The sequence below is a fragment of the Brevibacterium aurantiacum genome (assembly GCF_007558825.1).
GTDB lineage: Bacteria > Actinomycetota > Actinomycetes > Actinomycetales > Brevibacteriaceae > Brevibacterium > Brevibacterium aurantiacum_A.
This window is the reverse complement of sequence record NZ_VLTK01000005.1, coordinates 199,055-222,784: the sequence shown is the minus strand read 5'-3', so window position 1 is coordinate 222,784 and position 23,730 is coordinate 199,055. Positions and strand designations below refer to the sequence as shown.

Genomic DNA, 23,730 nt, shown 5'->3' with positions numbered 1-23,730 from the left:
GACATGACTGATTTCTACTCAGCCCCGCGTCGCCGCTTCCCGGCTCCCTCGCTGCGGGTAGCGGCCTCGGCCGGCATCGACGATGCTGCGGCCACGGTCATCCTGGCCTACCGATCGGACTCCTCCACGGCGCTCCTCGAGCAGGCGATCGCCGGCGCCCGGCGAGAGAACGCGGCTGTGCGCGCGGTCCACTTCGAATCGGATACGACGACCGCTCCGTCCACCGGTGCCCTGTCTCAGACGAAGGAACTGGCCGATCGGCTCGCCGAGGCGGACCTCGAGTTCGAGATCCAACGCGCCGATTCCGATGTGGCCTCCCAGATCATCGACCTCGCCGAGACATGGCAGGCGAAGCTCATCGTGATGCCCTCCAAGCGCCGCTCCCCCGTGGTCAAGCTGCTTCTGGGCTCTAGCACGCAGAGGGTGATCCTCGAGGCAGAGTGCCCGGTGCTCATCGTCAAGTAGCGCGGCTCCTACTCACGCAGCGTCCTCCAGCGGCCGCAGCAGACCGGGTGCCTCACCCCGCCAACAGATCCCCTGCTCCTGCACCGGTGAGTGAGGCGTCGAGGAGTTCGATCGTGTGTGCACTCGGCAGTGTGGCCTCTCCCTGTCGGCGAAGTGCGTCGGTGACCTGCAGCAGACAGCCGGGATTGCCGGTGACGACGAGATCGGCTCCGGTAGCGGCGATGTTCGTGGCCTTCTTGTCCCCCAGTTCGCGGGCTGCCTCAGGGCGCACCAGGTTGTAGATTCCGGCCGAGCCGCAGCAGGTGTCGGCGTCCTTGATCGCAGCCAGTTCGACCCCGGGGATCTGCCCCAGCAGCTCGCGTGGCGGGTTGCGCACACCTTGGGCATGGGAGAGGTGGCAGGCGTCGTGGTAGGCCACACGCAGCCCACCGCGGGCCACCGGGTGCCGTGGGGCGCTGGGTCCGAGTTCGACGAGGATCTCGGTCACGTCCCTGACCTTGTCCGCCAGCTCCTTCGCGCGCTGAGCGTAGGCGGGATCATCGGCGAGGATATCGGCGTACTCCTTCATCGTCGATCCGCAGCCTGCGGAGTTGACGACCAGATAGTCCACGTCCGCCGAGGTGAATGTGTCGACGATTCTGCGTGCGAAGTCCTCGCCCTCTTCGCTGCGCCCGGCGTGGACGGACAGGGCACCGCAGCAGCCCTGTGACTGAGGCACCACGACTTCGCAGCCTTCCATGTTGAGAACACGCACCGTAGCGGCGTTGACCTGGGGGTAGAAGGTTCGTTGCACACATCCCAGCAGCATCCCCACTCGCGACCGGACAGGCAGGCTTTCGCCCTCGGCCGTGCGTGGCGGGTTAGTCGCTGGAATGGTGACCTTCTTGGTCACAGGCGGTGCGATGGCCTCCATCGTGGCCAGAGTCGGTGAGAGCTTCTCGAGGATCTTGGACTTTCGGATGACCGATGACAGTCCCGTCCGCTGGTAGAGCTTGAGGGGTGCCAACATGGTCCTCAGACGATCGGGGTACGGAAACAGCTGGAAGATCGCCTCCCGCAGTGCCACCTCGCCGCGGCTGCGATGCTGCTTGCCGTTGCGTTCGACCTGTCCGCGGGTGGCTTCGATGAGCTTGTCGTACTGGACTCCGGACGGGCAGGCGCTGACGCAGGCCATGCATCCCAGGCAGGCGTCGAAGTGTTCGACCATGGACGCACTCATCGGCCCGTCCTCCAGGCCCTTCTCCATGAGGTAGATGCGTCCGCGCGGTGAGTCCTCCTCATTTCCCCACAGCTGGTAGGTCGGGCAGGCGGGAAGGCAGAAGCCGCAGTGGACGCAGTCGGCGATGAGACTCGGGTCCGGCGGGTTGAAGACGTCGAAGGCCGAGTGGTCCATGGTCGGCGGAGCCATCTCCATCGTTGCCTGACCTCCGGTCGCCATCGTGGCCTCCAACGGTGTCTGGCCAGTCGCTTCGCTGGGCGTCCCGCCGCCTTGGCAGCCTCCTGCGCCACCGCAATCGCATGACATCACAGTCCTCCTATTCCACGTCCGGGTGAGAGCAGACCGTTCGGATCGAACTGGTCCTTGATGGTGGCCATGAGCGCGAACCCGGGGATCTCGCCCCAGGCGTCGACCTCGTTCCACACTGCGGGCGGCGCGCACAGCACAGTCGCAATCAGCTGCTTCCGATCCCAGGTCCGCAGGTGCTCGAGGACCACCCGTGTCGCGATCGCAGGGTCCATGTCGGGTGCGCCGACGCCGAGGTCGAAGACACCCATGGCGGACCCGCGCAGTTGGATCGGGTAGCCGATGGCGTCTTCGAGTCGGGCGATCTGAGCCACCAGCTCCGGCACCAGCGCCGGTGAGACCGAGGCCCGTATCGTCACGGGGGCCTGAGCACGCCGTGCCCACCAGCTCGGCTCGATGCCCACCTTCGCACCGGGGTAGGCCTCGATGATCTGTCGGGTTCGGGATTCGACCGACTCCGGGAGTCCTTCGACCATGACGACGGTCGTGGCCTCTGCACCCGGCGACCGGTCGATTTCGACTGCCGCCGGCGCCATCTGGGAGCCGAGGACTCCCAATGCAGCCTCGGCGCCGGGAATCTCGACGTAACCCTGGGTCTCCGGCTTCGGGTACAGTCGGATCGCTGCGCTGACGATGATCCCCAGCGTGCCCCAGGACCCGGTCATGAGCTTTGACAGGTCGTAGCCGGCCACGTTCTTCACAACCTTGCCACCGGCCTTCGCGATGGTGCCGTCGGCGAGGACAACGGTGACGCCGAGGACGACCTCACGCAGCGGCAGACGGCCGATTCTCCGTGGCCCCACGGCTCTGGTTGCGATGGCGCCGCCCAGCGTCGATCCCGAGTCGACCCGATCTGCAGGAAAGTCCGAGAGGAGTTCCTGGGCACCGGATTCGGCGACATCCTTGAGATCGGCGATCGTCGCACCTGCCTCGGCGACGAGAATGAGGTCCCCAGGAGAATGTTCGATGATCCGGTTGAGCCCGCTCATGTCGATGAGGAGCCCCGGTGTCTCACCCGGCGGGTGGTCGTCGAGGGCCGTCCCGCCGCCGTAGACGGCGACGCTGTGTCCGTCTCGGTGTGCGTTGGACATGATCTCGGAGAGCTCCTCGACGCTCTCGGGTCGAGCGAATCTGGGAAGTTCCTCGGTCAAAACAGCTCCGCCTTTCCTGCCGCCTGGAGGGGATGCTCCCCGGATGTTCGCCGAGGTGGTTCCCCGCACAGTCGTGGTGTCGGGAAGACCTTTCCCGGGTTGGACAGATAGTCCGGGTCGAAGGCGCAGCGCAGGATCTGCATCGTGTCCAGATCCTCATTCGTGAACATGCGCGGCATGAACTTGGCTTTGTCGGATCCGACCCCGTGTTCGCCTGTGATCGAACCGCCTTCGCTCAGGCACAGGTCGAGAATCCGACCGGAAGCGGTCTCGGCCAACTCGGTCTGGCCTTCGATGCTGCCATCGAAGAGGACAAGCGGATGCAGATTGCCGTCGCCGGCGTGGAAGACGTTGGCGACGCGCACGCCGCATTCCTCCGCGATCGTCGAGATCGACGCCAGGACGGGCCCGAGCCGCGACCGTGGGATGACTCCGTCCTGGACGATGTAGTCGGGGCTGATCCGACCGACGGCAGCGAACGCCGATTTCCGGCCCTTCCAGATCAGACCGCGTTCGACATCGTCGACGGCGACGCGAACCTCACCGGCACCGTGGTCCCTCGCCCTGGCGATGACCGTCTCCCGCTCGAGATCGACGTCGATGGCCGGTCCGTCGAGTTCGACGACGAGGACGGCACCTGCACCGTCCGGATAGTTGCAGGCCACGGCCTTCTCTGCGGCCTCGATGGCCAACGCATCCATCATCTCGATGGCGGCTGGCATGATCCCCGCAGAGATGATGTCACTGACCGCCTCTCCTGCCGCATCGGTCGACTCGAACCCGATGAGCAGCGTCTCCACTGCTTCGGGCAGCCGGGTCAGACGCACGGTCACCTCGGTGACGATCCCCAGCGTCCCCTCTGATCCGCAGAGCACGCCGAGGAGGTCGAAGCCGGGGTATTCGGGAGCCTGTCCCCCGATGTCGACGATGTCGCCCTGGGCGGTGACGAGAGTGACGCCGGTGACGTGGTTGGTGGTGAAACCGTATTTGAGGCAGTGGGCACCGCCGGAGTTCTCTGCGACGTTGCCTCCGATCGAGCACACGCTCTGGCTCGAGGGATCCGGGGCGAAATAGTAGCCGTCGGGGTTGGCCTCATTGGAGAGGTTGAGGTTGATGACGCCTGGCTGCACGATCGCGCGCTGGGCGGCCGGGTCGATGTCGAGGATGTCCCTCATCGTCGACATGACGATGAGCACGCCTTCTGCGTGCGGCTGAGCCCCGCCGGAGAGCCCGGTGCCCGAACCGCGGGCGACGAAGGGGACGTCGAACTCGTGGCAGGCACGCACGGTCAGGCCCACCTCGGCGGTGGAGGTGACGCGGATGACCAGGGCTGGGACGGTCCTGTGCACGGCAAGACCGTCGCACTCGTAGGTCTTGCGCTCGTTCTCGTCGGTGACGATCGCCCCTGGTGGCAAATGTGGTTCGATCCGTGTGAGGACCGATTCGATTCTGCTCATGTCCACTCCCGCCTCCTTGCGTCGATGATGTCGAGCTTAGCGAAGAACGCCGTCGAAAATGTGCTCCGCGGCACATTTTCGACGGCGTTCTTACGTGGTGAGACTCCTGACCCGCGCAGATTCAAGGCCTGCACGGCTCTGACTGTCAGGGCATGCTGGCGTATGCCGGCAGGGTGAGGAAGTCAACGTATTCCTCGGCGACGGCCACGGACAGGAACATGTCGACGGCGTCCTTCCAATCGGCCTCTTCGCCCGGCAGCTTCGCAACCTCTTCGGTCACGACCTGGCGCACGAAATCGGCAGTGACGGTGACTCCGGTGTCGAGTTCGACTCCGGCATCCATCCACTGCCAGACCTGGGACCTTGAGATCTCAGCCGTCGCGGCATCTTCCATGAGTCCGTTGATGGCGACGGCGCCGTTTCCTTCCAACCAGGCGCGCAGGTACTGGATGCCGACGGAGACGTTGGTCCGCAGACCCTGTTCCGTCATCGAGCCCGGGGTCGACTTGACGTCGAGGAGCTCGACTGCGGACACGGAGACGTCATCGCGCTTGTTCTCGATCTGGTTGGCGTTGGCACCCAGCGTCTCGGTGAAGACCTCCTTGCACAGTGCGACCATACCGGGGTGGGCCACCCAGGAGCCATCGAAGCCCTTGCCGGCCTCACGGGACTTGTCCTCGCGGACCTTGTTGAATGCGGCCTCGTTCGCCTCCGGGTCCTTCGCCGGAACGAAGGCGCTCATACCGCCGATGGCGTGTGCGCCGCGCTTGTGGCAGGTGTGCACGAGGAGCTCGGTGTAGGCGCGCATGAACGGCACCGTCATCGTCACGTCAGAACGGTCGGGCAGCAGGAAGTCAGCACCGCGGGCGCGGAAGTTCTTGATCACGGAGAAGATGTAGTCCCAGCGGCCGGCGTTGAGACCTGAGGAGTGCTCGCGCAGTTCGTAGAGAATCTCTTCCATCTCGAAGGCCGCGGGGTAGGTCTCGATGAGCACGGTGGCGCGGATGGTCCCACGGTCAAGACCGAAGGAGTCCTCTGCGTGGTCGAACACCTGGTTCCACAGACGGGCTTCGAGATGGGATTCCATCTTCGGGAGGTAGAAGTACGGGCCCTTGCCCTTCTCGATCTGGAGCTGTCCGGCGGTGGCGAAGTAGAGCGCGAAGTCGACGAGCGAACCCGATGTCTCCTCGCCGTCGACGAGGATGTGCTTCTCCGGCATGTGCCAGCCGCGGGGACGGACGACGATGGTCGGCAGCTCCTCGTCGGGGGCCAAAGTGTAGCTCTTGCCCTCGGGTGAGGTGAAGTCGATCTCGCGGTTGAGTGCGTCGAGCAGGTTGAGCTGTCCGCCGATGACGGAATCCCACTGTGGGGTGTTCGCATCCTCCTGGTCGGCCAGCCATACCTTGGCTCCGGAGTTCAGGGCGTTGATCGTCATCTTCTTGTACGTCGGTCCGGTCATCTCCACGCGCCGGTCCTCGAGACCGGGGGCCGGCGGTGCGACCTGCCAGCTGGGATCGTTGCGGATCTCGGCGGTCTCGGGGAGGAAGTCGAGATCGGCGCCGGCGGCGATCTGAGCCTGGCGCTCCTTGCGAGCCTCCAATCGTTCGAGGCGGACCCCATTGAACTTCCGGTTCAGCTCGACGATGAGTTCGAGGGCCTGAGGGGTGAGTACCTTCTCTGCCCCGTCCGGCAGTTCGCCGGTGATCTCCATGCCCTCTGGAATGTCCAGATTCTCGATTTGAGCAGTCATCGGTGGTTCTCCTTAGTCGGCACTTTCACTAGTGCATCGCTGATCGCTGGCAACGGGGTTTGGCCTGCGAAACTTTCACATCGTGAAATTTAATGTTCACACACCGAAAAGAATAGGAGGTGATCCACCTCTCGTCAAACGCTTCCCTCGAGGTGAGACTGGTGGGTCCCTTGACGGTACAACACACCACCAGGCACGATGAGCGAAGGTACTTCGTTTGCAGAGTCTGCACCATATCGTCTGCTGGTCAACCGATCAGAGGCGCCGGGTCGGACTCCTCGACCAAGCGGCAACGACGCCGCGGATCGGATTCACGATGGACAACCTCGCTGTCGCAGCGCTTCTGGCGCTCGCCCCTATTCTCCTGGCAGGGATCCTGCTCATCGGATTTCGCTGGCCCGCGAAATATGCCATGCCGATCGGCCTAGTCGCAGCGGCCCTGGTTGCGAACTTTGCGTGGCAGATCGACTGGGTGACGATCGGCGCCTCCGTCGTCCAGGGTATTCTCGTGGCCGTCGGCCTGCTCTGGATCGTCTTCGGCGCCCTGCTGCTCCTGGCCACGGTCACCCGCTCCGGTGCCATCGAGACGATCCGCGCCGGCTTCGTCTCGATCTCTCCCGACCGGAGGATCCAGGTCATCATCATCGCGTGGCTCTTCGGTTCCTTCATCGAGGGCGCTGCCGGCTTCGGCACCCCCGCGGCCGTCGTAGCACCGCTCCTGCTCGCCCTCGGATTCCCCGCCATCGCCGCGGTCCTGGCCGGACTGATCATCCAGTCCACACCCGTGAGCTTCGGCGCCGTCGGCACGCCGATGCTCGTCGGCATCGGCGAGGGACTGGCCAAGGAGGACGGGACCATGTCCGCCGACGTCGCCGAACGCGCCGCTCAGCTCGGCCTCAGCCAGTCCGAGTTCATCGCCCACACGGCCACCCAGGTCGCACTCATCCATGCCGTCTGCGGAATCCTCATTCCTCTGCTGCTGGCATGCCTGATGACCGGCTTCTTCGGTTCGAACAGACGTTTCGCCGATGGTCTCGCCGTGGCACCCTTCGCCATCTTCTCTGCGCTGGCCATGGTCGTGCCCTATCTCATCGTGGCCAACCTGCTCGGGCCCGAGTTCCCTGCCCTGCTCGGCGGTCTCATCGGCCTGACCATCGTCGTCACGACGAGCAAGCTCGGCTTCCTCATGCCGAAGACGATCTGGGACTTCGCCCCCCCGAGAGAAGTGGCCCGCCCATTGGATGGGCACGGTCGATCCCGCGAAGGAGAAGGCCCAGCTGACGAAGAAGATGTCGCTGGTCCGCGCATGGTCGCCCTACCTCATCGTCGTCGTGATCCTGCTGCTCACCCGCAACATCCCTTCCGTCAAGGAGTTCCTCACCGGTCCGGCGGTGATCAAGGTCGAGGGGATCTTCGGCACCCCGATCAGTCAGAACATGGATCTGCTCTACTCCCCCGGAGCCATCTTCGTCCTCGCCTGCGGGCTGACTTATCTCATCCACCGCATGACGGGCAAGCAGATCGGCGGGTCTTGGAAGCTCGCCGGATCACAGATCGCCAGTGCTGCGGTGGCGTTGCTGTGTTCGCTGCCGCTCGTGCGCGTGTTCATCAACTCCGGAGCCGACTACAACAATGCCGGCCTCGATTCGATGCCGGTCACCCTCGCCGAGGCGGCCGCGAGTACCGTCGGAGACGGCTGGCCTCTGCTAGCCCCGTTCGTCGGTGCGCTCGGCGCCTTCGTCGCCGGTTCCAACACGGTCTCGAACGTCATGTTCTCGCAGTTCCAGTTCTCCACCGGAACAGCCATCGGTGCATCGAGCCCAGAGACAGTGGTCGCGGCTCAGGCTGTCGGCGGGGCGGCCGGAAACATGGTGGCAGTCCACAACGTGGTCGCCGCCTCGGCGACCGTCGGTCTCGTGGGCCGAGAAGGCGAGCTCATCAGACGCACCTCCATCCCGATGCTCGTCTACTCACTCACCGCCGGTGCCTTGGCATTCATCGGCATCAACGGCCTCGGATTCAATGCCGGAACCGTGGTCTTCGGAGCAGTGCTCGTGGGCCTGATCGCGGCCGTCCTCCTTGTCCGGAGATCGCCGGGCAAAGAGCTCGTGGCCACAGCGAAAGCCCGGGCTAAGAAGACGCGTGAGGACTGAGCCCACAGCCCCCGTGCACAGCCCAGGCGAATTGAGATTGCGCGATGATCGACGCTTCGGTCGATATAAGCCAGAAGTGCCGGAGATGCACAACGCCCGCGGTGAACCCTCCTTCGAAGGGACACCGCGGGCGTTCTGTGTGTGCTCTGGCGAACGAACTCTGACTAATGAACTCAGACGATGACGACCATGGGGACGATCATCGGCTTGCGACGCAGCTTCGAGGACGCCCAGCGTCCCACAGTGCGGCGCACGACCTGCTGCAGCTGGTACTGGTCGGTGTTGCCGTCCTTGAGTGCATCCTCGACGGCCTTCGTGACCTTCGGCATGATCGAGTCGAAGACAGAATCGGACTCGGCCACACCGCGGGCGTGGATCTCGGGACCGGCGATGAGGGACTTGGACTGGCTGTTGATGGCCATGAAGATCGTGACGAAGCCTTCGCCGGAGAGCACGAGACGGTCCTTGAGATCCGCCTCGGTGATTTCGCCGACCGAAGAACCGTCGACGAAGACGAAGTTGCAGTCCACCGCACCCACAACCTCGGCGTGGCCGTCCTTGAGGTCGACCACCCAACCGTCGTCGGCGAGGACGATGTTGTTCGGATCGACACCAGTCGCCTCGGCGTGCCTGGCGTTGGCCAGCATGTGGCGCCATTCGCCGTGGACGGGCATGACGCCGCGGGGCTGGACGATGTTGTAGCAGTAGAGCAGCTCGCCGCCGGAAGCGTGACCGGACACGTGGATCTTGGCGTCGGCCTTGGAGATGACGTTGGCACCCAGCTTCATCAGCCCGTTGATGACCTTGAACACGGAGTTCTCGTTGCCGGGGATGAGCGAGGAGGCGAGGATGACGGTGTCGCCGTCGCCCACCTCGACGCGGTGGCTGCGGTTGGCCATGCGTGAGAGCGCAGCCATCGGCTCGCCCTGCGAGCCGGTGCACATGAGCACGACCTGGTCATCGGGGAGCTTGTCGACCTCTTTGATGTCGATGAGCGCGCCCTTGGGCACCTCGAGGTAGCCGAGGTCCTCGGCGATCTTCATGTTGCGCACCATCGAGCGACCGACGAGGGCGACCTTACGGCCGTGTGCGTCGGCGGCGTTGAGCACCTGCTGGACGCGGTGGATGTGCGAGGAGAACGAGGCGACGATGATCCGACGCTCGGCATGGCCGAAGAGGTTCTCGAGAACCGGTCCGATGTCCTTCTCCAACGCGGTGAATCCGGGGACCTCGGCGTTCGTCGAGTCCGTCATGAACAGGTCGACGCCTTCCTCGCCGAGGCGAGCGAAGGCGCGCAGGTCCGTGATCCGACCATCGAGCGGGAGCTGGTCCATCTTGAAGTCGCCGGTGTGGAGGATGTTGCCCGCGCCGGTGCGGATGAAGACCGCGAGAGCATCAGGAATCGAGTGGTTGACGGCAACGAACTCAAGGTCGAAGGGACCGAGCTGATCGAGGTCGTTCTCCTTGACCACGCGGGTGATCGGCTTGATCCGGTGTTCCTTGAGCTTGGCCTCGATGAGAGCGATCGTCAGGTTCGAACCGAGAATCGGAATATCGGCCTTGCGACGCAGCAGGTAGGGCACAGCTCCGATGTGGTCTTCGTGGCCGTGGGTGAGCACGAGGCCGACGATGTCGTCGAGGCGATCGTCGAGGTAGGCGAAGTCGGGAAGGATGAGGTCGACGCCGGGCTGGTCCTCTTCCGGGAAGAGGACGCCGCAGTCGACGATGAGCAGCTTGCCGTGGTACTCGAACACGGTCATGTTGCGGCCGACTTCGCCGAGGCCGCCGAGCGCGACGATGCGGACGGCTTCTGCATCCATCTTCGGCGGAAGCTTCAGTTCTTGAGTCAATGCATTATTCACTGAGGTAACCACTCCTGGTCAATTGGGCGGTCACGAGGGCCATCTGCTCATCATCTGCTGGGAGCAGCGGCATTCGCGTACCGCGGTTGTCAAGTATTCCTTGGGCCTGTAGTGCGGCCTTGGCCGAGATGACTCCCGGCATATGATTCATGAGCGCGTCGACCATGTCTGCCGTTTCATGGGCAATCGCGCGGGCGGTGGTGAGGTCGTTGTTCGCCACGGCGTCGACCATGTCAGCGAACCGCGGTGTGCAGACATGGCCCGCCACAGAGACGACACCGAGGGCACCGAGAGCCAGCAGCGGAAGGTTGAGCGCGTCCTCACCCGAGTAGTAGACGAGGGAGCTGCGGTTCATCACCTGCGCCGAGGCGAAGAGGTCGCCCTTGGCGTCCTTGACCGCGAGGATGTTGGGGTGATCGGCCAACTCGAGGAGAGTCTCCGTCCGAATCGGCACGCCCGATCGTCCCGGGATGTCGTAGAGCATGACGGGAAGGTCGGTGGAGTCGGCGGCTGCACGCATGTGGGCGGCAATGGCCGGCTGTGTCGGCTTCGAATAGTAGGGCGTGACGATGAGGATTCCATCCGCACCGGCCTCGGCCGAGCGCTTGGACAGATCGATGGTGTGCGAGGTGACGTTGTTGCCGGTACCCGCAATGATCTTCGCCCGGTTGCCGATGACACCGCGGACGACCTTGAGCAGTTCGATCTTCTCATCATCGGTCGTCGTCGGTGATTCGCCGGTGGTTCCGGACACCACGAGCATGTTGTTGCCGAGGTCGACAAGGTGGTTCGCAACCTTCTCCACGGCAGGATAATCAATGGTTCCGTCGTCATTGAACGGCGTCACCATCGCCGTGCCGACCGTACCGAACGCATCAATTGCAGCGGCTGCTGCGTTGTCACCGAGAATCGCCATACGAAAAGGATACCGCGCACAGCTCTTGACTGCGGCAGTGGCCTTGCGCGCGCCACCAGTGCATTTCCTTATCGCCCTCTGTCACCCGTGGCCGCATGACGCTCATCGGCGGCGTGCGAGAGAGTCAGCTTCGACCATTCATGGCGGTGAGGCTGCGAGAGGCAGATCACACCCGCCGGGTTCTGACCCCTACACTGGCTGCGGCGTTGCCAGCGGTGGCAGCGCCGGCGTCACCGTCATCGGCTGCGCCGTCGCCAGCGCCGTCATCGGCTGCGCCCGCATCGTCGACGCCCAGCAGCTTTCTGGCGGTGAGTTCGAGGGATGCCGCGATCCGATCGGACGTCGCGGCACTGCGACCAGCGGCCACGCCGACATCATAGCCGTCGATGACCGCGATGAGAGTGTCGACGATGAGATCCACATCGGCGTGCGGCCGGAAGCTCCCGTCGTCGATGCCGATGGCGATCAGCGCCCGGAAGTGGGCACTCCATGTGTCGAAGATCGCGTCGACCGAGTCTCGCAGGTACTCGTTGCGGGGCGAGGCTGCGACGAGTTCGATCCACACCTTCGAGCGCCGCTGCAGGTCACCGATCCGCGGGACGGCGCGCAGACTCGACTGAAGCCTTTCCCACGCTGTCCCCTGCTTCTGGGTGAGCCCCGCGATGGCGTCGACGACACTGCTGCTGTGGGTCGAGAAGGCGTGGTCGAGCAGGGACTCCCGGGACCCGAAGTAGTACTGCAGAGTACCCACGGACAGCTCCGCCGCCGCGGCGATGTCCTTCATCCGCACGGCTTCCGGACCGTGCTGGGCAATCTGGTCAAGGGCAGAATCGACGATAGCGCTGCGCCTGGACGCGACCTCTGCCGCGGAGTGCTGAGGACGTGGGCTCACGAGAATGCCGATCTCACGATGTTCACGAGACGGCCGCCAAACTGCTCGCGGCCTGCAGTCCTTCGAAGACCGCTTCCTCCACCGTCCGCGGTGCCACGGCATCCCCGATGGTGCGAACGCTCGCGGACCCGAAATCGAGATCTGGGGTCACGGACTGCGGTGCGCCGGAGACGATGGTCGCAGCGACACCGTCGACCTCGTGGACGACCTCACACAGCGTCGACTGCAGGTAGCCGGTCGATGCATCGACTCCGACGAGGCGTGCGTCGTTGAGGAAGTCGACTCCCGCCCGCAGAGCCTGGGACATGAGCAGTGTGCGTGTGTACTGCTGGATTGCAGCTCCGGCGAAGTTCGCCGCGGTCGCCAGGGTCACCGGCACGCGGGCTTCGGCCAGACGCAGGGCGATGCCCAGACCGATCCAGTCGCCCTTCCAGTCGGTGACGAGCACACGTCCCGAAGGCAGATTCGGCTGGGTGCTCAGATAGTCGCGGGCACCGATGACGAAAGCCTCATCGTCGACCTCGAGTTGTGGCATACGCGCCTTGGCACCCGTCGCGACGATCACGTGATCGGGTGCAACCTCGGCGAGAATCTGCTGGGTCACCGGCGTCGACGTTCGAATGTCTACTCCCGCACGTCGTGCCTCGGCGCTCAGGTTCGTCGCCGCTCCCCCGAATTCAGACCGGTAGGGCAGCTCCTGTGCCAGCAGCACGGCCCCGCCGAGGTGAGGCTCGCGTTCGCAGAGGACGACGTCATCACCCTGTTCTGCCGCCACCGCCGCCGCCTTGAGTCCGGCGGGGCCACCGCCGATGACGAGCACTCGACGTCGGGTTCTCACCCTGGGCCGAGGCAGGAACGTCAGCTCCCGACCCGATTCGGGGTATTGGATGCAGGAGATGGGCACGCCCATCTGGAAGTGCCCGATGCAGGCCTGGTTGCAACCGATGCAGGCTCGGATCTCGTCCACGGCGTCGTGCTGGGCCTTATTCGCGATCGCCGGATCGCAGATCATCGCCCGGGTCATGATCGCCATGTCGGTGCGGCCTTCGGCGATGGCCTTCTCTGCCTCGTGGGGCTGGTTGATCCGTCCGGCGACCATCACCGGACGGTCGGTGACCTTCTTGACCTGTTCAGACAGGGTCGCGGCATAGGCCGGGTCGATCTGCATCGAGGGGACGATGTGCACCGCACCCTGCAGGGTCGAGGAGTCTCCGGCGGTGATCGAGAAGTAATCGAGGCAGTTCATCGCGTCGAGGTGGCCGATGAGGTCGAGAACCTCGGTGGCGACCAGACCGTCCTCGGTCTTCTCCTCTCCCGAGATCCTCAGGCCCACCACGACGCCTGGACCCACCGCTTCGCGAACCCCGGCGACGACCTCGGCGAGGAAGCGACGACGATTGGCCGGGCTGCCGCCGTATTCATCGGTGCGCGTGTTCACTCGCGGGTTGAAGAACTGAATCGGCAGGTACCCATGGCTGGCCACGATCTCGACGCCGTCGATGCCGGAGTCGGCGATGCGCTTCGCGGCGCTGGCATACCCGGCGATGATGTCCTTGATCGCGAAGGTGGTCAACGCCTCGGGGACGACCTTGAACCTCTCCTGTGGTTCGTCGCTGGGAGCCACGGCGCGAGGTGCCATGCCGCGCTCGCCGTCCATGACCTCACGGCCGGGGTGGAAGAGCTGGGCGAAGATGGCGGCACCGTGACGGTGGACCGCCTCGGCGACGGCCCGGTATCCGGGCACCGAGGAATCGTCGGTGGCCATAAGCACGTGGCTCGTGTAGCGGGCTGTCTCGTGGACGCCGGAGACTTGGAGGACGATCAGTCCGCAGCCGCCCCTGGCTCGCTCTTCGTGATAGGCGACGAGATCCTCGCCGATCATCCCGTGGTCATCGAGTACGGTGTCGTGGCCCGAGGACACGATGCGGTTGCGGATGGTCTTGGGTCCCAGCGTGATGGGTTCGAAGAGATGAGGGAACAGTGAAGACATGATCGTCCTTGATGCATGCGGGGTAGGTCCTGACAGGTAATTCATATCACGGTATTAATTACGATGGAAGGCCACGGTATTGATGACGGTGGAAGGCCTGGACAGCTGGCGCTCTGCTACAGGTCCGCGCCGTTCCCGCCGAAGGTGTCGCAGCTTCCGAGGCCGTTCTCGTATCCGCTGGTGAACCATTTCTGGCGCTGCTCGCTCGAACCGTGGGTGAAGGACTCGGGGTTGACCGAGCCCGAGGACTGCTTCTGGATGTGGTCATCACCGACGACGAATGCTGCGTTGAGGGCATCGTCGATCTGTTCTTGGGTGGGTGTCTGCAGGTAGGGCGTGCCGTTGTCGTCGGTCAAGGTGGTGACGTCGCCGAGCCACGCTCCGGCGTAGCAGTCGGCCTGGAGTTCGACGCGCACGCCGTTGCTGTCTGCTCCGGTGCCGTTGTTCGGATGATCGCTCATCGTGCCGGTGATGTTCTGGATGTGGTGGCCCCACTCGTGTCCGACGATGTAGAGCTGGGCGAGCTCGCCGGCAGAGGCACCGAATTGCTGCCGCATGATCTCGAAGAAGCTCGGATCGATGTAGACGCCCTGCTCGGGCGGGCAGTAGAAGGGGCCCACCGCATTCGAGGCGGTGCCGCACTGGGTTGAGGTCTGACCGTCGACGATGGTCAGCTGGGGAGGTTCGTAACCGTCGACGTGCTGGGACCAGTAGTCATCGAGGACGACCTGTGCACCGGCCATCCGGCAGTCGGTGGACGTGTTCGCGTCCTCGCCGGTGTCGCATTGGGCCATCTCTTCGACACCCGAGGACTGCGATGACTGCTCGCCGTCGAGCATGCCGCCGCCCACGAGCCCGGTGACATCGACGCCGAGCAGCGGGCCGATGAGGAAGACGAGGAGGCCCACGATTCCGACGCCACCGCCGGCGATGGCGGTGTTGCGTCCTCGTCGGCTGGTCTTGTTGCCCGAGATGTCAGCATTCGGATTGAAGGTCATAGCCATAAAGATACAACGGCTTGTCACCTCTCATGTGAGAATCGAGGCATGAGCTCACACCGCTCCCCCACCTCGGCGACTGCAGACAACACATCGGCGACTGCTGGCAGCACAACGGTCCGTGATCGTCTGAGCCCTGCCGGGCGACTCATCGGCCTCGACGCCGCTCGCGGAATCGCCCTGTTCGCGATGATGGTCACGCACATCTTCGCCTTGTCCGATCCCGAGGGCCTCCCGAGCTGGGCCGCCGTGTTCGCGGGGCGTGCCTCGGCGCTGTTCGCGGTCCTGGCCGGCTGTTCGCTGGTGCTCTCAACTCGGTCGCGGATGGCAGCTTCTGGACGTCTGCGCGATGCCGTGCCCAGTGTGCTCATCCGGGCCGGAGCGATCGTCATCATCGGACTGTGCCTGGGCTCGATCTCGTCACTGCTGGCGGTCATCCTCGTCAACTACGGGGTCATGTTCGCGATTGCGATGCTGTTTCTGCGCCTGCGCGCCAGCACACTCTTCGTCATCGCCGGTGCCTGGATGGTCCTCAGCCCAGTGCTCTCGATGCTCATCCGCAGTGAGTTCGGCCTGGAGCCGATGTATTCGTCGATGTCATGGTTCGACTTCGCGAGCCCACTGACCATGCTCCACGATCTGGTGCTCACCGGCTATTACCCGATACTGCAGTGGCTGTCGTACATCCTGATGGGGATGGCAGTCGCGAAGGTCGATATCGGCAAGCACCTCATGTCGCTCTTCGCCGCCGGTCTGGGGCTGTTTCTCGTCGGCAAGGGAGTCTCCTGGCTGCTCATCAACGTCGCTGGCGGCAGCCCTATCCTGGTTCGAGTCTCCGAGCTGTATGGGACCGATCTCAATGCGGCGCTGTTCACCGGCAGCTATGGGGTGACGCCGACGACGTCGTGGTGGTGGCTGGCGATCGCGGGCCCACACTCAAGCACGCCCTTCGACCTGCTGTCCACGGCTGGGACCGCGCTGACGACCATCGTTGTCTGTCAGTCGCTGGCAATGCTGCTGGGGCGCAGCACCTGGGTGCTGGCGCCGCTGACGGCTCCCGGCTCAATGCCCTTGAGCGTGTACTCCGCCCATGTCGTCCTGCTCGAGATCACACGCCCCTGGATCGAGGCCAATCCGATGCTCGGCGGTGAGGCGATGTCGCCGCAGACCGTCGAGTTCGGTCTGCATGCTCTCGTGTTCATCGGCTTCGCCCTGGTGTGGAAGCTGGCGATCGGTGCCCATGGCCCGCTTGAGGGTGGAGTCGCAGCGATCATCCGATCCGCGTCGCCGGTTCCGGGACCTGGACCAGTCCAAGGGTCTGGGCCTGGGTCTGGGCCTGGGCCGAGTCATAGCCCCGAACGGTCAGGGCCCGCGGCCGGCTAGGAATTCTGCTTCACACCCGCCCGATGCATATTGACGGCCTTGCGCATCGTTGACCTGGCGCGCTTGCGATCTCCGCACGCATCGTAGGCACAGGAGAGGCGGAACCATGAACGCCAGTCCTCGGGTGCGGCCTCTGCCTCGGCCTGGTACTGGCCGAAGGCTTCATCGGCGGATTCGCGGATGATCCTTCCGCCCGGAGATCGCGGAAGATCATCGACAGGCAGTCCACCCTCTGATTTGAGGATCCGCGCCAACTTCTCGGTCCGCGCACCGAACATGAGTTCGACGATCAGCGTCCAGGCTCCGATGAGCGGCAGGACGAAGAGTGCGATGCCCATCAGTCGTGGAATCAGATCGGGTTCCCTGACCAGAACCCATGCTCGATGCCCCATGAGGACGAAGTAGAAGACGAGCACCACTGAGACGACGATCGCCCCGATTTTTCCTTTGGACATCAGAGGTCGAGCATATTCTCGAGGCCATGCAGAAGGCCGGTGTAGTCGGAGATCGACCGCACTGCGGTGACGATTCCCGGCATGAACGCCGAGGAGGAATGTGAGTCCGTCCGGATCGTCAGGGCCTCGCCGCTGGAACCGAAGTGGATCTCCTCCGAGGCTGTCATGCCCTGCTGCCGGATCGCGTGCACATGGATGCCGTCGACGACCGCGCCGCGAGCACCGTTGGGATCGATTTCGGTGGCGTCAGGCACCGGAGGCAGGCCGGCATCGTTCCGGGCTGCCGCGATTCGCTGCGCAGTGTGGTTGGCCGTTCCCGACGGAGCGTCGAGCTTGCGTGGGTGGTGGATCTCGACCACCTCGGCGGAGTCGAAGTACGGTGCGGCCAGCTCAGCGAAGCGCATGGCCAGGACCGCGCCGATCGAGAAGTTCGGGGCGATGAGCACGGCGGTGTCCGCATGCTTGGCCAAGAGCTCTTCGAGACCGGACAGCTTCTCAGCGTCCCAGCCGGTCGTACCGACCACGGTGTCGATGTCATGCTCGACGAGGAAGCGCACGTTCGCCTCAGTCGAGGCGGGAACTGTGAGTTCGACCGCAACGTCGATGCTCTTCTCGAGCAGACTCTCCAGGGAGTCGCTGCTGCCCAGGGTCGCAACGAGTTCGAGGCCCTCGGCCTCGGTGATGGCGTCGACAGCCTGGGCGCCCATGCGGCCCTGTGCTCCGATGACGGCTACCCGAATCGCATTCATAAGTTCGTAACTCCTTGCTCGACGATCTCCGCAGGCCAGTCTAACGACTCACGGCGCTGCCACCGTCATCAGGTGACGTGATCGGCAGCCGACGACCCGAGGCTCGTTGATCGCCGCGCAGGCGCTGCGCAGCCTTTACCGGAGTTGCACGAAAACGGCGGCCCCGCCGCGATGGGTCGGAGCCGCCGTTTCAGGGTCTGTACGGCTATCAGCCGAGCAGGAGGCCCTTGGTCTGAGCCACGGCGCGGTCGAAACGTGCGCCTGCATCTGCCCAGTTCACGATGTTCCACCAGGCTTTGACGTAGTCAGGCTTGACGTTCTGGTAGTCGAGGTAGAAGGCGTGCTCCCACATATCGAGCTGGAGAACCGGGGTTCCGCCGAGCTGGATGTCCGACTGCTGGTCCTTGAGCTGTTCGATGAAGAGGTTTCCACCGAGCTGATCGTAGACGAGCACGGCCCAGCCGGAGCCCTGGATCGTCGTGGCTGCCGTGGTGAAGTGCTCACGGAACTTGTCGAAGGAGCCGAACTGGTCGTCGATGGCCGCTGCGAGTTCGCCCACGGGCTTGTCGCCGCCGTCTGGAGACATGTTGTTCCAGAAGATCGAGTGGTTGACGTGTCCGCCGAGGTTGAACGCGAGATCGCGGGTCAGCTTCGGCACGTTGGCGAGGTTTCCGCTTTCGCGGGCTTCTGCCAGCTGTTCAACAGCGGTGTTGGCACCCTTGACGTAGGTCGCGTGGTGCTTGTCGTGGTGCAGCTCCATGATGCGAGCCGAGATGTGCGGCTCAAGTGCGGAGTAGTCGTAGGGCAGTTCCGGAAGGACGTACTGCTCAGCCATGAAATTCCTCCTGAAGAGAATTGATGTCCGCCAGAGTCGGCGGCTTCGTTTCGACCCTATAGCAGGGTCTCATCTCGAACAACACGGTAGTCGTGAGGACTATTCCAGATGACGCCAAGTGACCTCGGAAAAGATCGCAGCGCCGCATGAATGCATCCAGGCGCCACACGAATGCATCCACACGAAATCACACAGTGTCAGGGCAGATTCCGCGAGATCAGCAGCCGCATGATGTCTGAGGTCCCCTCTTCGATCTCCTCCAGCTTCGCATCGCGCATCCACTGCTCGACGGGGTGCTCGCGCGAGTAGCCCCAGCCGCCCAGGGTCTGGACTCCGGCCCAGGTGCAGAACATCGCCGTCTCTGAGGCACCCAGTTTGGCCATGGCTGCCGAGGCGGTGACCTTCTCCCGCGGCACCGCCTCCCCCGCATCGACCATGCGGGCGGTGTTGAGGACCTGCAGCCAGGCGGCATCGATGCGCGCGGCCATGTCTGCCAGCCGGAAGGCCACGGACTGGTGTTCGATGATCGTTCTGCCGAACTGTGTGCGTTCACGCGCATAGTCGCGGGCGTATTCGTAGGCGGCCCTGGCTGTGCCCAGTGCCGCGGCGCCGAGGACCACGCGGGAGATGTCGAAGGTGCGCATCAGTCCGTAGAAGCCCTGCCCCTCCGCGCCGAGGCGATTGGTACTCGGGACGAACGCGTCGGAGAAGAAGATCTCCCGGCACACGATCGCACGTTGGCCCATCTTCTTCATCGGTGCCCCGAACTCCATGCCTTCGGTCTCGCGCGGCAGGAGGAAGGCGGTGACTCCTTGTGAGCGCTGCGCAGGGTCGGTCTTGGCGAAGACGACATAGCCCTCGGCGAGTCCCGCGTTCGAGATCCAGGCCTTCTGTCCGTTGAGTAGGTAGCCGCCGTCGACAGATTCGGCCCTGGTGGTGATCGAGGCGGAGTCGGATCCAGACCCCGGCTCGGTAGTCGCCAGCGCGGTGAACATCGGTTCCGGTCCGGTCAGAGGGCGCAGCCAGGTCTCTTTCTGCTCCTCTGTTCCCAGTGCCAGGATCGGATCGGCGAAGAAGCCGTTGGAGCACAGAAGGTTGCCGATGCCGGGGTCCCCGAAACACAGCTGCTCTTGGACGAGGCATTGTGTGAAGACGTCGGTGAAGCCGCCGCCTCCGTACTCCTCGGGGATCATGAAGTCTGTGATGCCCACGCGCGCGGCCTCGTGGAACAGCTCGACCGGAGATCGGGTGTCTGCTTCGTCGACGGCAGGACCCGCCGGTCGGATCTTGTCCTTCGCGAAGGTCCGGCACAGTTCGATGATGTCGTTCTGCTCATCGCTCAGCGGCCAGGGTGTGTAGCTCATGGCTCTCTCCTCGTCTCGTTCGAATTCTCACTCGGCCGGGCAGCACCCAGCATGTCCGTGGCGGCGCGGGAGTCCTCGGTCATGTGGATCAGGGTGGGTCCGGCGAAGTCCTCGGCCTGCTGCAGTGCCGTCGTCAGCTGCTCCTGAGTCTCGATGTGGAGACCGCGAGCGCCCATCGACTCGGCCAGTGCCGGGAAGTCGGGTCCCAGCAGTGCCACTCCCGCAGGAGTATCGCCGCGATCGGCCATCTCGTTGCGGATCTCCCCGTAGCCGCCGTTGTCGACGATGATGACGGACATCGACACCTGGGCCTGCACAGCCGCGGCGAGTTCGACGATCGTGAACATCGCTCCGCCGTCGCCCTCGATCGCCACGACCCTGGCCTCGGGCACGGCGAGTTTCGCACCGATCCCCGCGGGCAGCCCGTATCCCAGGGTTCCGGCGCCTGCCGGGTAGAGGAAGCGATCTCCTCTGCGCGCCGCCCATCCGGTCTGCACCCCGTAGTAGCAGCACATCGTGGAATCCGCGGCGACGATGACAGGTGAGGTCGCCGAGGTGGTGTAGTCGTTGAGTGCTCCGCACAGCTGTGACCAGGGTGCGCCTTCGGTCTTGGCAGCGTCCGTGATCGTGTCCTGCCAGCCGCGCAGCCACTCGATTGCCGCCCGGGTGAGGCTGGTCGATCTGGTCTGGTGCAGCCGGTGCGTCAGCGCGATCGTCGCGTCCTTCGCGTGGGCTGGGATCGGGTGGCTGACGCGGGCGTTGCGCAGCATCTGCACCTCGTCGAGGTCGATGCGAACGACCGTGTGCGGCAGCGGCAACGGCTCGGGCCAGAAATCGCTGGGAGCCAGTTCCGTGCCGATGGCCACCACGGCATCGGCAGCACCGAGCACCTCCGGCAGCGCTTCGAGGACTCCGATGGCGCCGAGGCTGTTGACGAACTCATCGTCGATCGTTCCCTTCGCGTTCGAGGACAGGATGACCCCGGCCCCGAGTACCTGGGAGAGCTCTTCCACCTCCGCTCCGGCGCTGCGCGCCCCGGCCCCGACGATGATAAGGGGGCGCTGGCAGGTTGCCAGCGCCTCGGCGGCTGTCCTGATCGCCGACGGCTGCGGAGCAGGGTTGGGACGGGCCAGAGCCGGGTGCAGCCAACCGGGTCCGGTGGCTTCGATGAGATCGAGTGGGATCTCGATGTAGGCGGGGCGGGTTCGGCCGGTGCGCATGCGTGAGAGTGCCTGTCCGACCGCAAGGGAGACCTCACCGGGACTGGTCACCCGGTGGCTGTCGCCGAGGACGGCGTCGATGGCCTGACTCTGGTTACGCACCTCGTGGAGGAGTCCGTTGCCGCGTCCGGGATGGGTCAGGGGCATACCGGGGCTGACGAGCAGGACCGGGACCGAATCGGTGAAGGACTGCAGCAGCGCGGTCAGTGCATTGAACACCGCCGGTCCCGTCGTTGTGACGACGACCTGCACCTCACCGGTGACGCGAGCCGCGCCGTCGGCCATGTATCCGGCCCCCTGTTCGTGGCGAGGTGAGACGATGTCGATTCCCTCGGCAGCCAGCTGTGCGAAGATCTCGAGATTGTGGGTCCCTGGGATCCCGTAGACCCGCGAGATTCCCTCGGCTCTCAGCGCCCGGGCCAGGTGCGCACCGCCGGTGATCTCTGCCTGTTCCTCTGTCATCGTGACTCCTTGTCGGGGTTGTCGGTGCTGCCGTCGTTATGGATGCTGCTGTCGTTGTCGGTGCTGCCGTCGTCGTCTCGGTTCGTGACGACGAGCGCGTCGACGGCCAACGCTCCGTCCGGGGTGACGCGCACCGGGTTGATCTCGATCTCCTGGATCTCGTTGCTGCCGGCGATCAGACGGGAGACCGAGACGATGATCTCGGCCAGTTCGTCGAGGTCCGTCGCACGCCGACCTCGCCATCCTGTGAGCAGCCGATAGCACGTGAGCCGGGAGACCATGTCGAGAGCTTCTGCATGCGAGACCGGCGCCAGCTCGAGCCAGGTGTCGCCGTAGAGCTCCGTCTCGGTTCCTCCGGCTCCCACCATCACAATCGCCCCGAAGTTCTCGTCCTGGCGTCCGCCGACCAGGATCTCGACGGCCCCATCGCGGGTGTCCATCTCCTCGACGATGTACTCACCCTCGCCGAGGCGGCCCACCATCTCCACGTAGGCGTCTTCGAGGGCTGTGGCATCGCCGAGGCCGAGGGCGATCGCCCCGAGTTCGGTCTTGTGCGCGGGCCAAGAGGCCTTGAGTACGAACGGCGGTGTCAGATCCGAGCCGGCCACCACCTCGGCGAGCTCGGCTCCGCGACTCAGCGTCAGGGCCCGCGGCACCGGCACCCCGGCCGCGCTGATCGTGTCCCGGGCCGCACCGTACCCGGTCCCCCAGGGCGTCACCGGACCCGACCGCTCCAGAGCCTCGGTGATTCGACCGGAATGGGAGGCGTAGAACCCGGCTCCGGCAACGACGCGCATGACCGATTCGATCGAGGTGTAGACGGGTATCGAGTTCTCCCACAGGGCCGCGACGGCCTGCGAATCGGCACTCATCGAGTGGACGATGAGTGGCTTGCGATGACTGTGCACGGACTCACCCAGCCTGCTCACCTCGGCCAGCTCCGCGTCGAGGAGAGCAGGGATGTCCTCGCCGTAGCAGCCGAAGTATCCGCTCAGGACGACTGCGTCGATGGCTTCATCGGCCAGGAGCGCATCGACGAGACGTGAGTGGACGGACAGGTCGGCCTCCCCTGCCCCGTCGAGGTCGATCGGATTGTCGATGTGACCGGCCTGCGGCAGATTCTCTGCGACCCTGGTGCGTGTGAGAGCGTCAAGGACGTTGACGCGCAGACCGTGGGACTCGGCTCGGTCTGCGGCGATCGCGCCCTGCCCGCCTGAATCGGAGATGACGGCGATCCTCCTCCCCGCAGGCAACCAGGACGTGGCGAGGAAACCGGCCAGCTCAACCGCCTCGCCGGGTGTCGAGAGTCGGATTGCACCGGCGGCGCGGCAGGCGGCATCGACCGTGTCCATCGCCGAGGTGAGCGATCCGGTGTGCGATCGCGCAAGCCTGGCTCCGGCGTCCGATTGGCCCGTGGTGAGGATCATCGTGGGCTTCCCCGCCGCACGCAGTGCCTGCATGGCCGACACCAGGGCGCTGCCGCCGGTGAATGACTCTAGGTAGAGCACGACCTGCGTGGTGGCGGCATCGTCGACCAGGGAGGACAGGATCTCTGCGGCCCGGACGTCCGACTGTCCGCCGATGGAGGCGAAGCGTGAGATCCCGAGGCCGCTGCGTGCGGAGAGGGTGGCGATCTCCGTTCCCAGTTGGCCGCTCTGCGTCACCACGGCCAGGGACCCGGGGGTGAAGTTGCCCCAAGCCAGAAGCAGATCATTGCTCGCATCGACGACGCCCAAGGACGACGGGCCGATGAGGCGGGCTCCTGCGGAGATGATTCGCTGGGCCACCTCGGCGGCGCCGGGCACCCTGGCCGAGATGATGAGGAAGGCTCGCACTCCTGCGGCCAATGCCTCATCGACGACGGCCGGGACCCCGCTGCCCGGGATCGAGATGACAAGGAGCTCCGGTGTCTCAGGCAGCTCAGCGAGGCTGGGGAAGGTGGGTTCACCCTGGATCGAGGCGACTCGTGAGTTGATGAGATGGACCCGGCGCCGATGTGTTCCCTTCAACGCTCCCGCGGAGAGCCAGAATCCCCATTTGGCCGGGTCGTTCGAGGCTCCGAGGACGGCGACGCTGCCGGGGTCGAAGAACCGATCCATGGCT

The 23,730-nt window shown here is 64.8% G+C and carries 18 protein-coding genes and 1 pseudogene; 4 read left to right on the top strand and 15 right to left on the bottom strand.

Annotated elements, in window-relative coordinates:
* Positions 1–3: 3 nt before the first annotated feature.
* Positions 4–465: a universal stress protein gene (locus tag FO013_RS10780; protein ID WP_143922544.1), complete on the top strand. Its 462-nt coding sequence runs from the start codon at positions 4–6 to the stop codon at positions 463–465.
* A 52-nt stretch (positions 466–517) separates the two neighbouring features.
* Here the strand turns inward: FO013_RS10780 and FO013_RS10775 are convergent, their stop codons facing one another.
* The 4 genes from FO013_RS10775 to aceB form a co-directional block, all read right to left on the bottom strand.
* Positions 518–1,990, bottom strand: coding sequence for a heterodisulfide reductase-related iron-sulfur binding cluster (locus tag FO013_RS10775; protein WP_186293053.1), 1,473 nt, complete (start codon positions 1,988–1,990; stop codon positions 518–520).
* Positions 1,990–3,141: an FAD-binding oxidoreductase gene (locus tag FO013_RS10770; RefSeq protein ID WP_186293052.1), complete on the bottom strand. Its 1,152-nt coding sequence runs from the start codon at positions 3,139–3,141 to the stop codon at positions 1,990–1,992. The genes FO013_RS10775 and FO013_RS10770 overlap by 1 nt, the downstream gene beginning before the upstream one ends.
* Positions 3,138–4,598, bottom strand: coding sequence for an FAD-linked oxidase C-terminal domain-containing protein (locus FO013_RS10765; protein ID WP_186293051.1), 1,461 nt, complete (start codon positions 4,596–4,598; stop codon positions 3,138–3,140). The genes FO013_RS10770 and FO013_RS10765 overlap by 4 nt, the downstream gene beginning before the upstream one ends.
* Positions 4,599–4,743: 145 nt before the next feature.
* Positions 4,744–6,348: a malate synthase A gene (gene aceB, locus FO013_RS10760; protein WP_143922541.1), complete on the bottom strand. Its 1,605-nt coding sequence runs from the start codon at positions 6,346–6,348 to the stop codon at positions 4,744–4,746.
* A 316-nt stretch (positions 6,349–6,664) separates the two neighbouring features.
* On the opposite strand from aceB, the pseudogene FO013_RS22840 reads away from it, so the two are divergent.
* A pseudogene (locus FO013_RS22840) lies at positions 6,665–7,507 on the top strand (L-lactate permease); the annotation flags it as partial.
* An 82-nt stretch (positions 7,508–7,589) separates the two neighbouring features.
* Complete coding sequence (locus FO013_RS22835; protein WP_260848094.1) at positions 7,590–8,501, top strand: L-lactate permease; 912 nt, start codon at positions 7,590–7,592, stop codon at positions 8,499–8,501.
* Between the two features lie 173 nt (positions 8,502–8,674).
* Here FO013_RS22835 and FO013_RS10750 read toward each other — a convergent pair whose 3' ends face one another.
* The 5 genes from FO013_RS10750 to ypfJ form a co-directional block, all read right to left on the bottom strand.
* A complete protein-coding gene (locus tag FO013_RS10750; protein ID WP_143922645.1) occupies positions 8,675–10,321 on the bottom strand; it encodes a ribonuclease J in 1,647 nt (548 codons plus the stop codon).
* A gap of 34 nt (positions 10,322–10,355) precedes the next feature.
* On the bottom strand, positions 10,356–11,279 hold the full coding sequence (dapA, locus tag FO013_RS10745) for a 4-hydroxy-tetrahydrodipicolinate synthase (RefSeq protein ID WP_143922540.1): 924 nt from the start codon (positions 11,277–11,279) through the stop codon (positions 10,356–10,358).
* Positions 11,280–11,445: 166 nt separating this feature from the next.
* Positions 11,446–12,171: a TetR/AcrR family transcriptional regulator gene (locus FO013_RS10740; protein ID WP_143922539.1), complete on the bottom strand. Its 726-nt coding sequence runs from the start codon at positions 12,169–12,171 to the stop codon at positions 11,446–11,448.
* A 22-nt stretch (positions 12,172–12,193) separates the two neighbouring features.
* A complete protein-coding gene (locus FO013_RS10735) occupies positions 12,194–14,161 on the bottom strand; it encodes an oxidoreductase (RefSeq protein WP_143922538.1) in 1,968 nt (655 codons plus the stop codon).
* 116 nt (positions 14,162–14,277) lie between these two features.
* A complete protein-coding gene (gene ypfJ, locus FO013_RS10730; protein ID WP_143922537.1) occupies positions 14,278–15,159 on the bottom strand; it encodes a KPN_02809 family neutral zinc metallopeptidase in 882 nt (293 codons plus the stop codon).
* A 48-nt stretch (positions 15,160–15,207) separates the two neighbouring features.
* On the opposite strand from ypfJ, the gene FO013_RS10725 reads away from it, so the two are divergent.
* A complete protein-coding gene (locus tag FO013_RS10725; RefSeq protein ID WP_260848093.1) occupies positions 15,208–16,542 on the top strand; it encodes a DUF1624 domain-containing protein in 1,335 nt (444 codons plus the stop codon).
* Here FO013_RS10725 and FO013_RS10720 read toward each other — a convergent pair.
* The 6 genes from FO013_RS10720 to FO013_RS10690 all read right to left on the bottom strand — a co-directional run bounded on the left by FO013_RS10720 (position 16,539) and on the right by FO013_RS10690 (position 23,726).
* Positions 16,539–16,997: a hypothetical protein gene (locus FO013_RS10720; RefSeq protein WP_143922536.1), complete on the bottom strand. Its 459-nt coding sequence runs from the start codon at positions 16,995–16,997 to the stop codon at positions 16,539–16,541. The genes FO013_RS10725 and FO013_RS10720 overlap by 4 nt on opposite strands.
* Positions 16,997–17,746 carry a 4-hydroxy-tetrahydrodipicolinate reductase gene (gene dapB / locus FO013_RS10715; RefSeq protein WP_143922535.1) on the bottom strand — a complete coding sequence of 250 codons (750 nt, stop codon included), beginning with the start codon at positions 17,744–17,746 and terminating at the stop codon, positions 16,997–16,999. Before dapB ends, FO013_RS10720 begins: the two co-directional genes overlap by 1 nt.
* 208 nt (positions 17,747–17,954) lie before the next feature.
* On the bottom strand, positions 17,955–18,581 hold the full coding sequence (locus tag FO013_RS10705; RefSeq protein WP_092107348.1) for a superoxide dismutase: 627 nt from the start codon (positions 18,579–18,581) through the stop codon (positions 17,955–17,957).
* 197 nt (positions 18,582–18,778) lie between these two features.
* Complete coding sequence (locus FO013_RS10700; protein WP_143922534.1) at positions 18,779–19,945, bottom strand: acyl-CoA dehydrogenase family protein; 1,167 nt, start codon at positions 19,943–19,945, stop codon at positions 18,779–18,781.
* Positions 19,942–21,627 carry a thiamine pyrophosphate-binding protein gene (locus tag FO013_RS10695; RefSeq protein ID WP_143922533.1) on the bottom strand — a complete coding sequence of 562 codons (1,686 nt, stop codon included), beginning with the start codon at positions 21,625–21,627 and terminating at the stop codon, positions 19,942–19,944. Before FO013_RS10695 ends, FO013_RS10700 begins: the two co-directional genes overlap by 4 nt.
* Positions 21,624–23,726 (bottom strand): acetate--CoA ligase family protein, encoded by a 2,103-nt coding sequence (locus FO013_RS10690; protein WP_143922532.1) that lies wholly within the window; start codon positions 23,724–23,726, stop codon positions 21,624–21,626. The genes FO013_RS10695 and FO013_RS10690 overlap by 4 nt, the downstream gene beginning before the upstream one ends.
* Positions 23,727–23,730 lie beyond the last annotated feature (4 nt).

Bases quoted from the DNA above. Each gene is read 5' to 3' on its own strand.
- dapB (WP_143922535.1), bottom strand. From the start codon at position 17,746: ATGAATGCGATTCGGGTAGCCGTCATCGGAGCACAGGGCCGCATGGGC.
- dapA (WP_143922540.1), bottom strand. From the start codon at position 11,279: ATGGCGATTCTCGGTGACAACGCAGCAGCCGCTGCAATTGATGCGTTC.
- ypfJ (WP_143922537.1), bottom strand. From the start codon at position 15,159: ATGACCTTCAATCCGAATGCTGACATCTCGGGCAACAAGACCAGCCGA.
- FO013_RS10735 (WP_143922538.1), bottom strand. From the start codon at position 14,161: ATGTCTTCACTGTTCCCTCATCTCTTCGAACCCATCACGCTGGGACCC.
- FO013_RS10750 (WP_143922645.1), bottom strand. From the start codon at position 10,321: ATGGATGCAGAAGCCGTCCGCATCGTCGCGCTCGGCGGCCTCGGCGAA.
- FO013_RS10690 (WP_143922532.1), bottom strand. From the start codon at position 23,726: ATGGATCGGTTCTTCGACCCCGGCAGCGTCGCCGTCCTCGGAGCCTCG.
- FO013_RS22835 (WP_260848094.1), top strand. From the start codon at position 7,590: ATGGGCACGGTCGATCCCGCGAAGGAGAAGGCCCAGCTGACGAAGAAG.
- FO013_RS10700 (WP_143922534.1), bottom strand. From the start codon at position 19,945: ATGAGCTACACACCCTGGCCGCTGAGCGATGAGCAGAACGACATCATC.
- FO013_RS10725 (WP_260848093.1), top strand. From the start codon at position 15,208: ATGAGCTCACACCGCTCCCCCACCTCGGCGACTGCAGACAACACATCG.
- FO013_RS10695 (WP_143922533.1), bottom strand. From the start codon at position 21,627: ATGACAGAGGAACAGGCAGAGATCACCGGCGGTGCGCACCTGGCCCGG.
- aceB (WP_143922541.1), bottom strand. From the start codon at position 6,348: ATGACTGCTCAAATCGAGAATCTGGACATTCCAGAGGGCATGGAGATC.
- FO013_RS10765 (WP_186293051.1), bottom strand. From the start codon at position 4,598: ATGAGCAGAATCGAATCGGTCCTCACACGGATCGAACCACATTTGCCA.
- FO013_RS10775 (WP_186293053.1), bottom strand. From the start codon at position 1,990: ATGTCATGCGATTGCGGTGGCGCAGGAGGCTGCCAAGGCGGCGGGACG.
- FO013_RS10780 (WP_143922544.1), top strand. From the start codon at position 4: ATGACTGATTTCTACTCAGCCCCGCGTCGCCGCTTCCCGGCTCCCTCG.
- FO013_RS10720 (WP_143922536.1), bottom strand. From the start codon at position 16,997: ATGTCCAAAGGAAAAATCGGGGCGATCGTCGTCTCAGTGGTGCTCGTC.
- FO013_RS10705 (WP_092107348.1), bottom strand. From the start codon at position 18,581: ATGGCTGAGCAGTACGTCCTTCCGGAACTGCCCTACGACTACTCCGCA.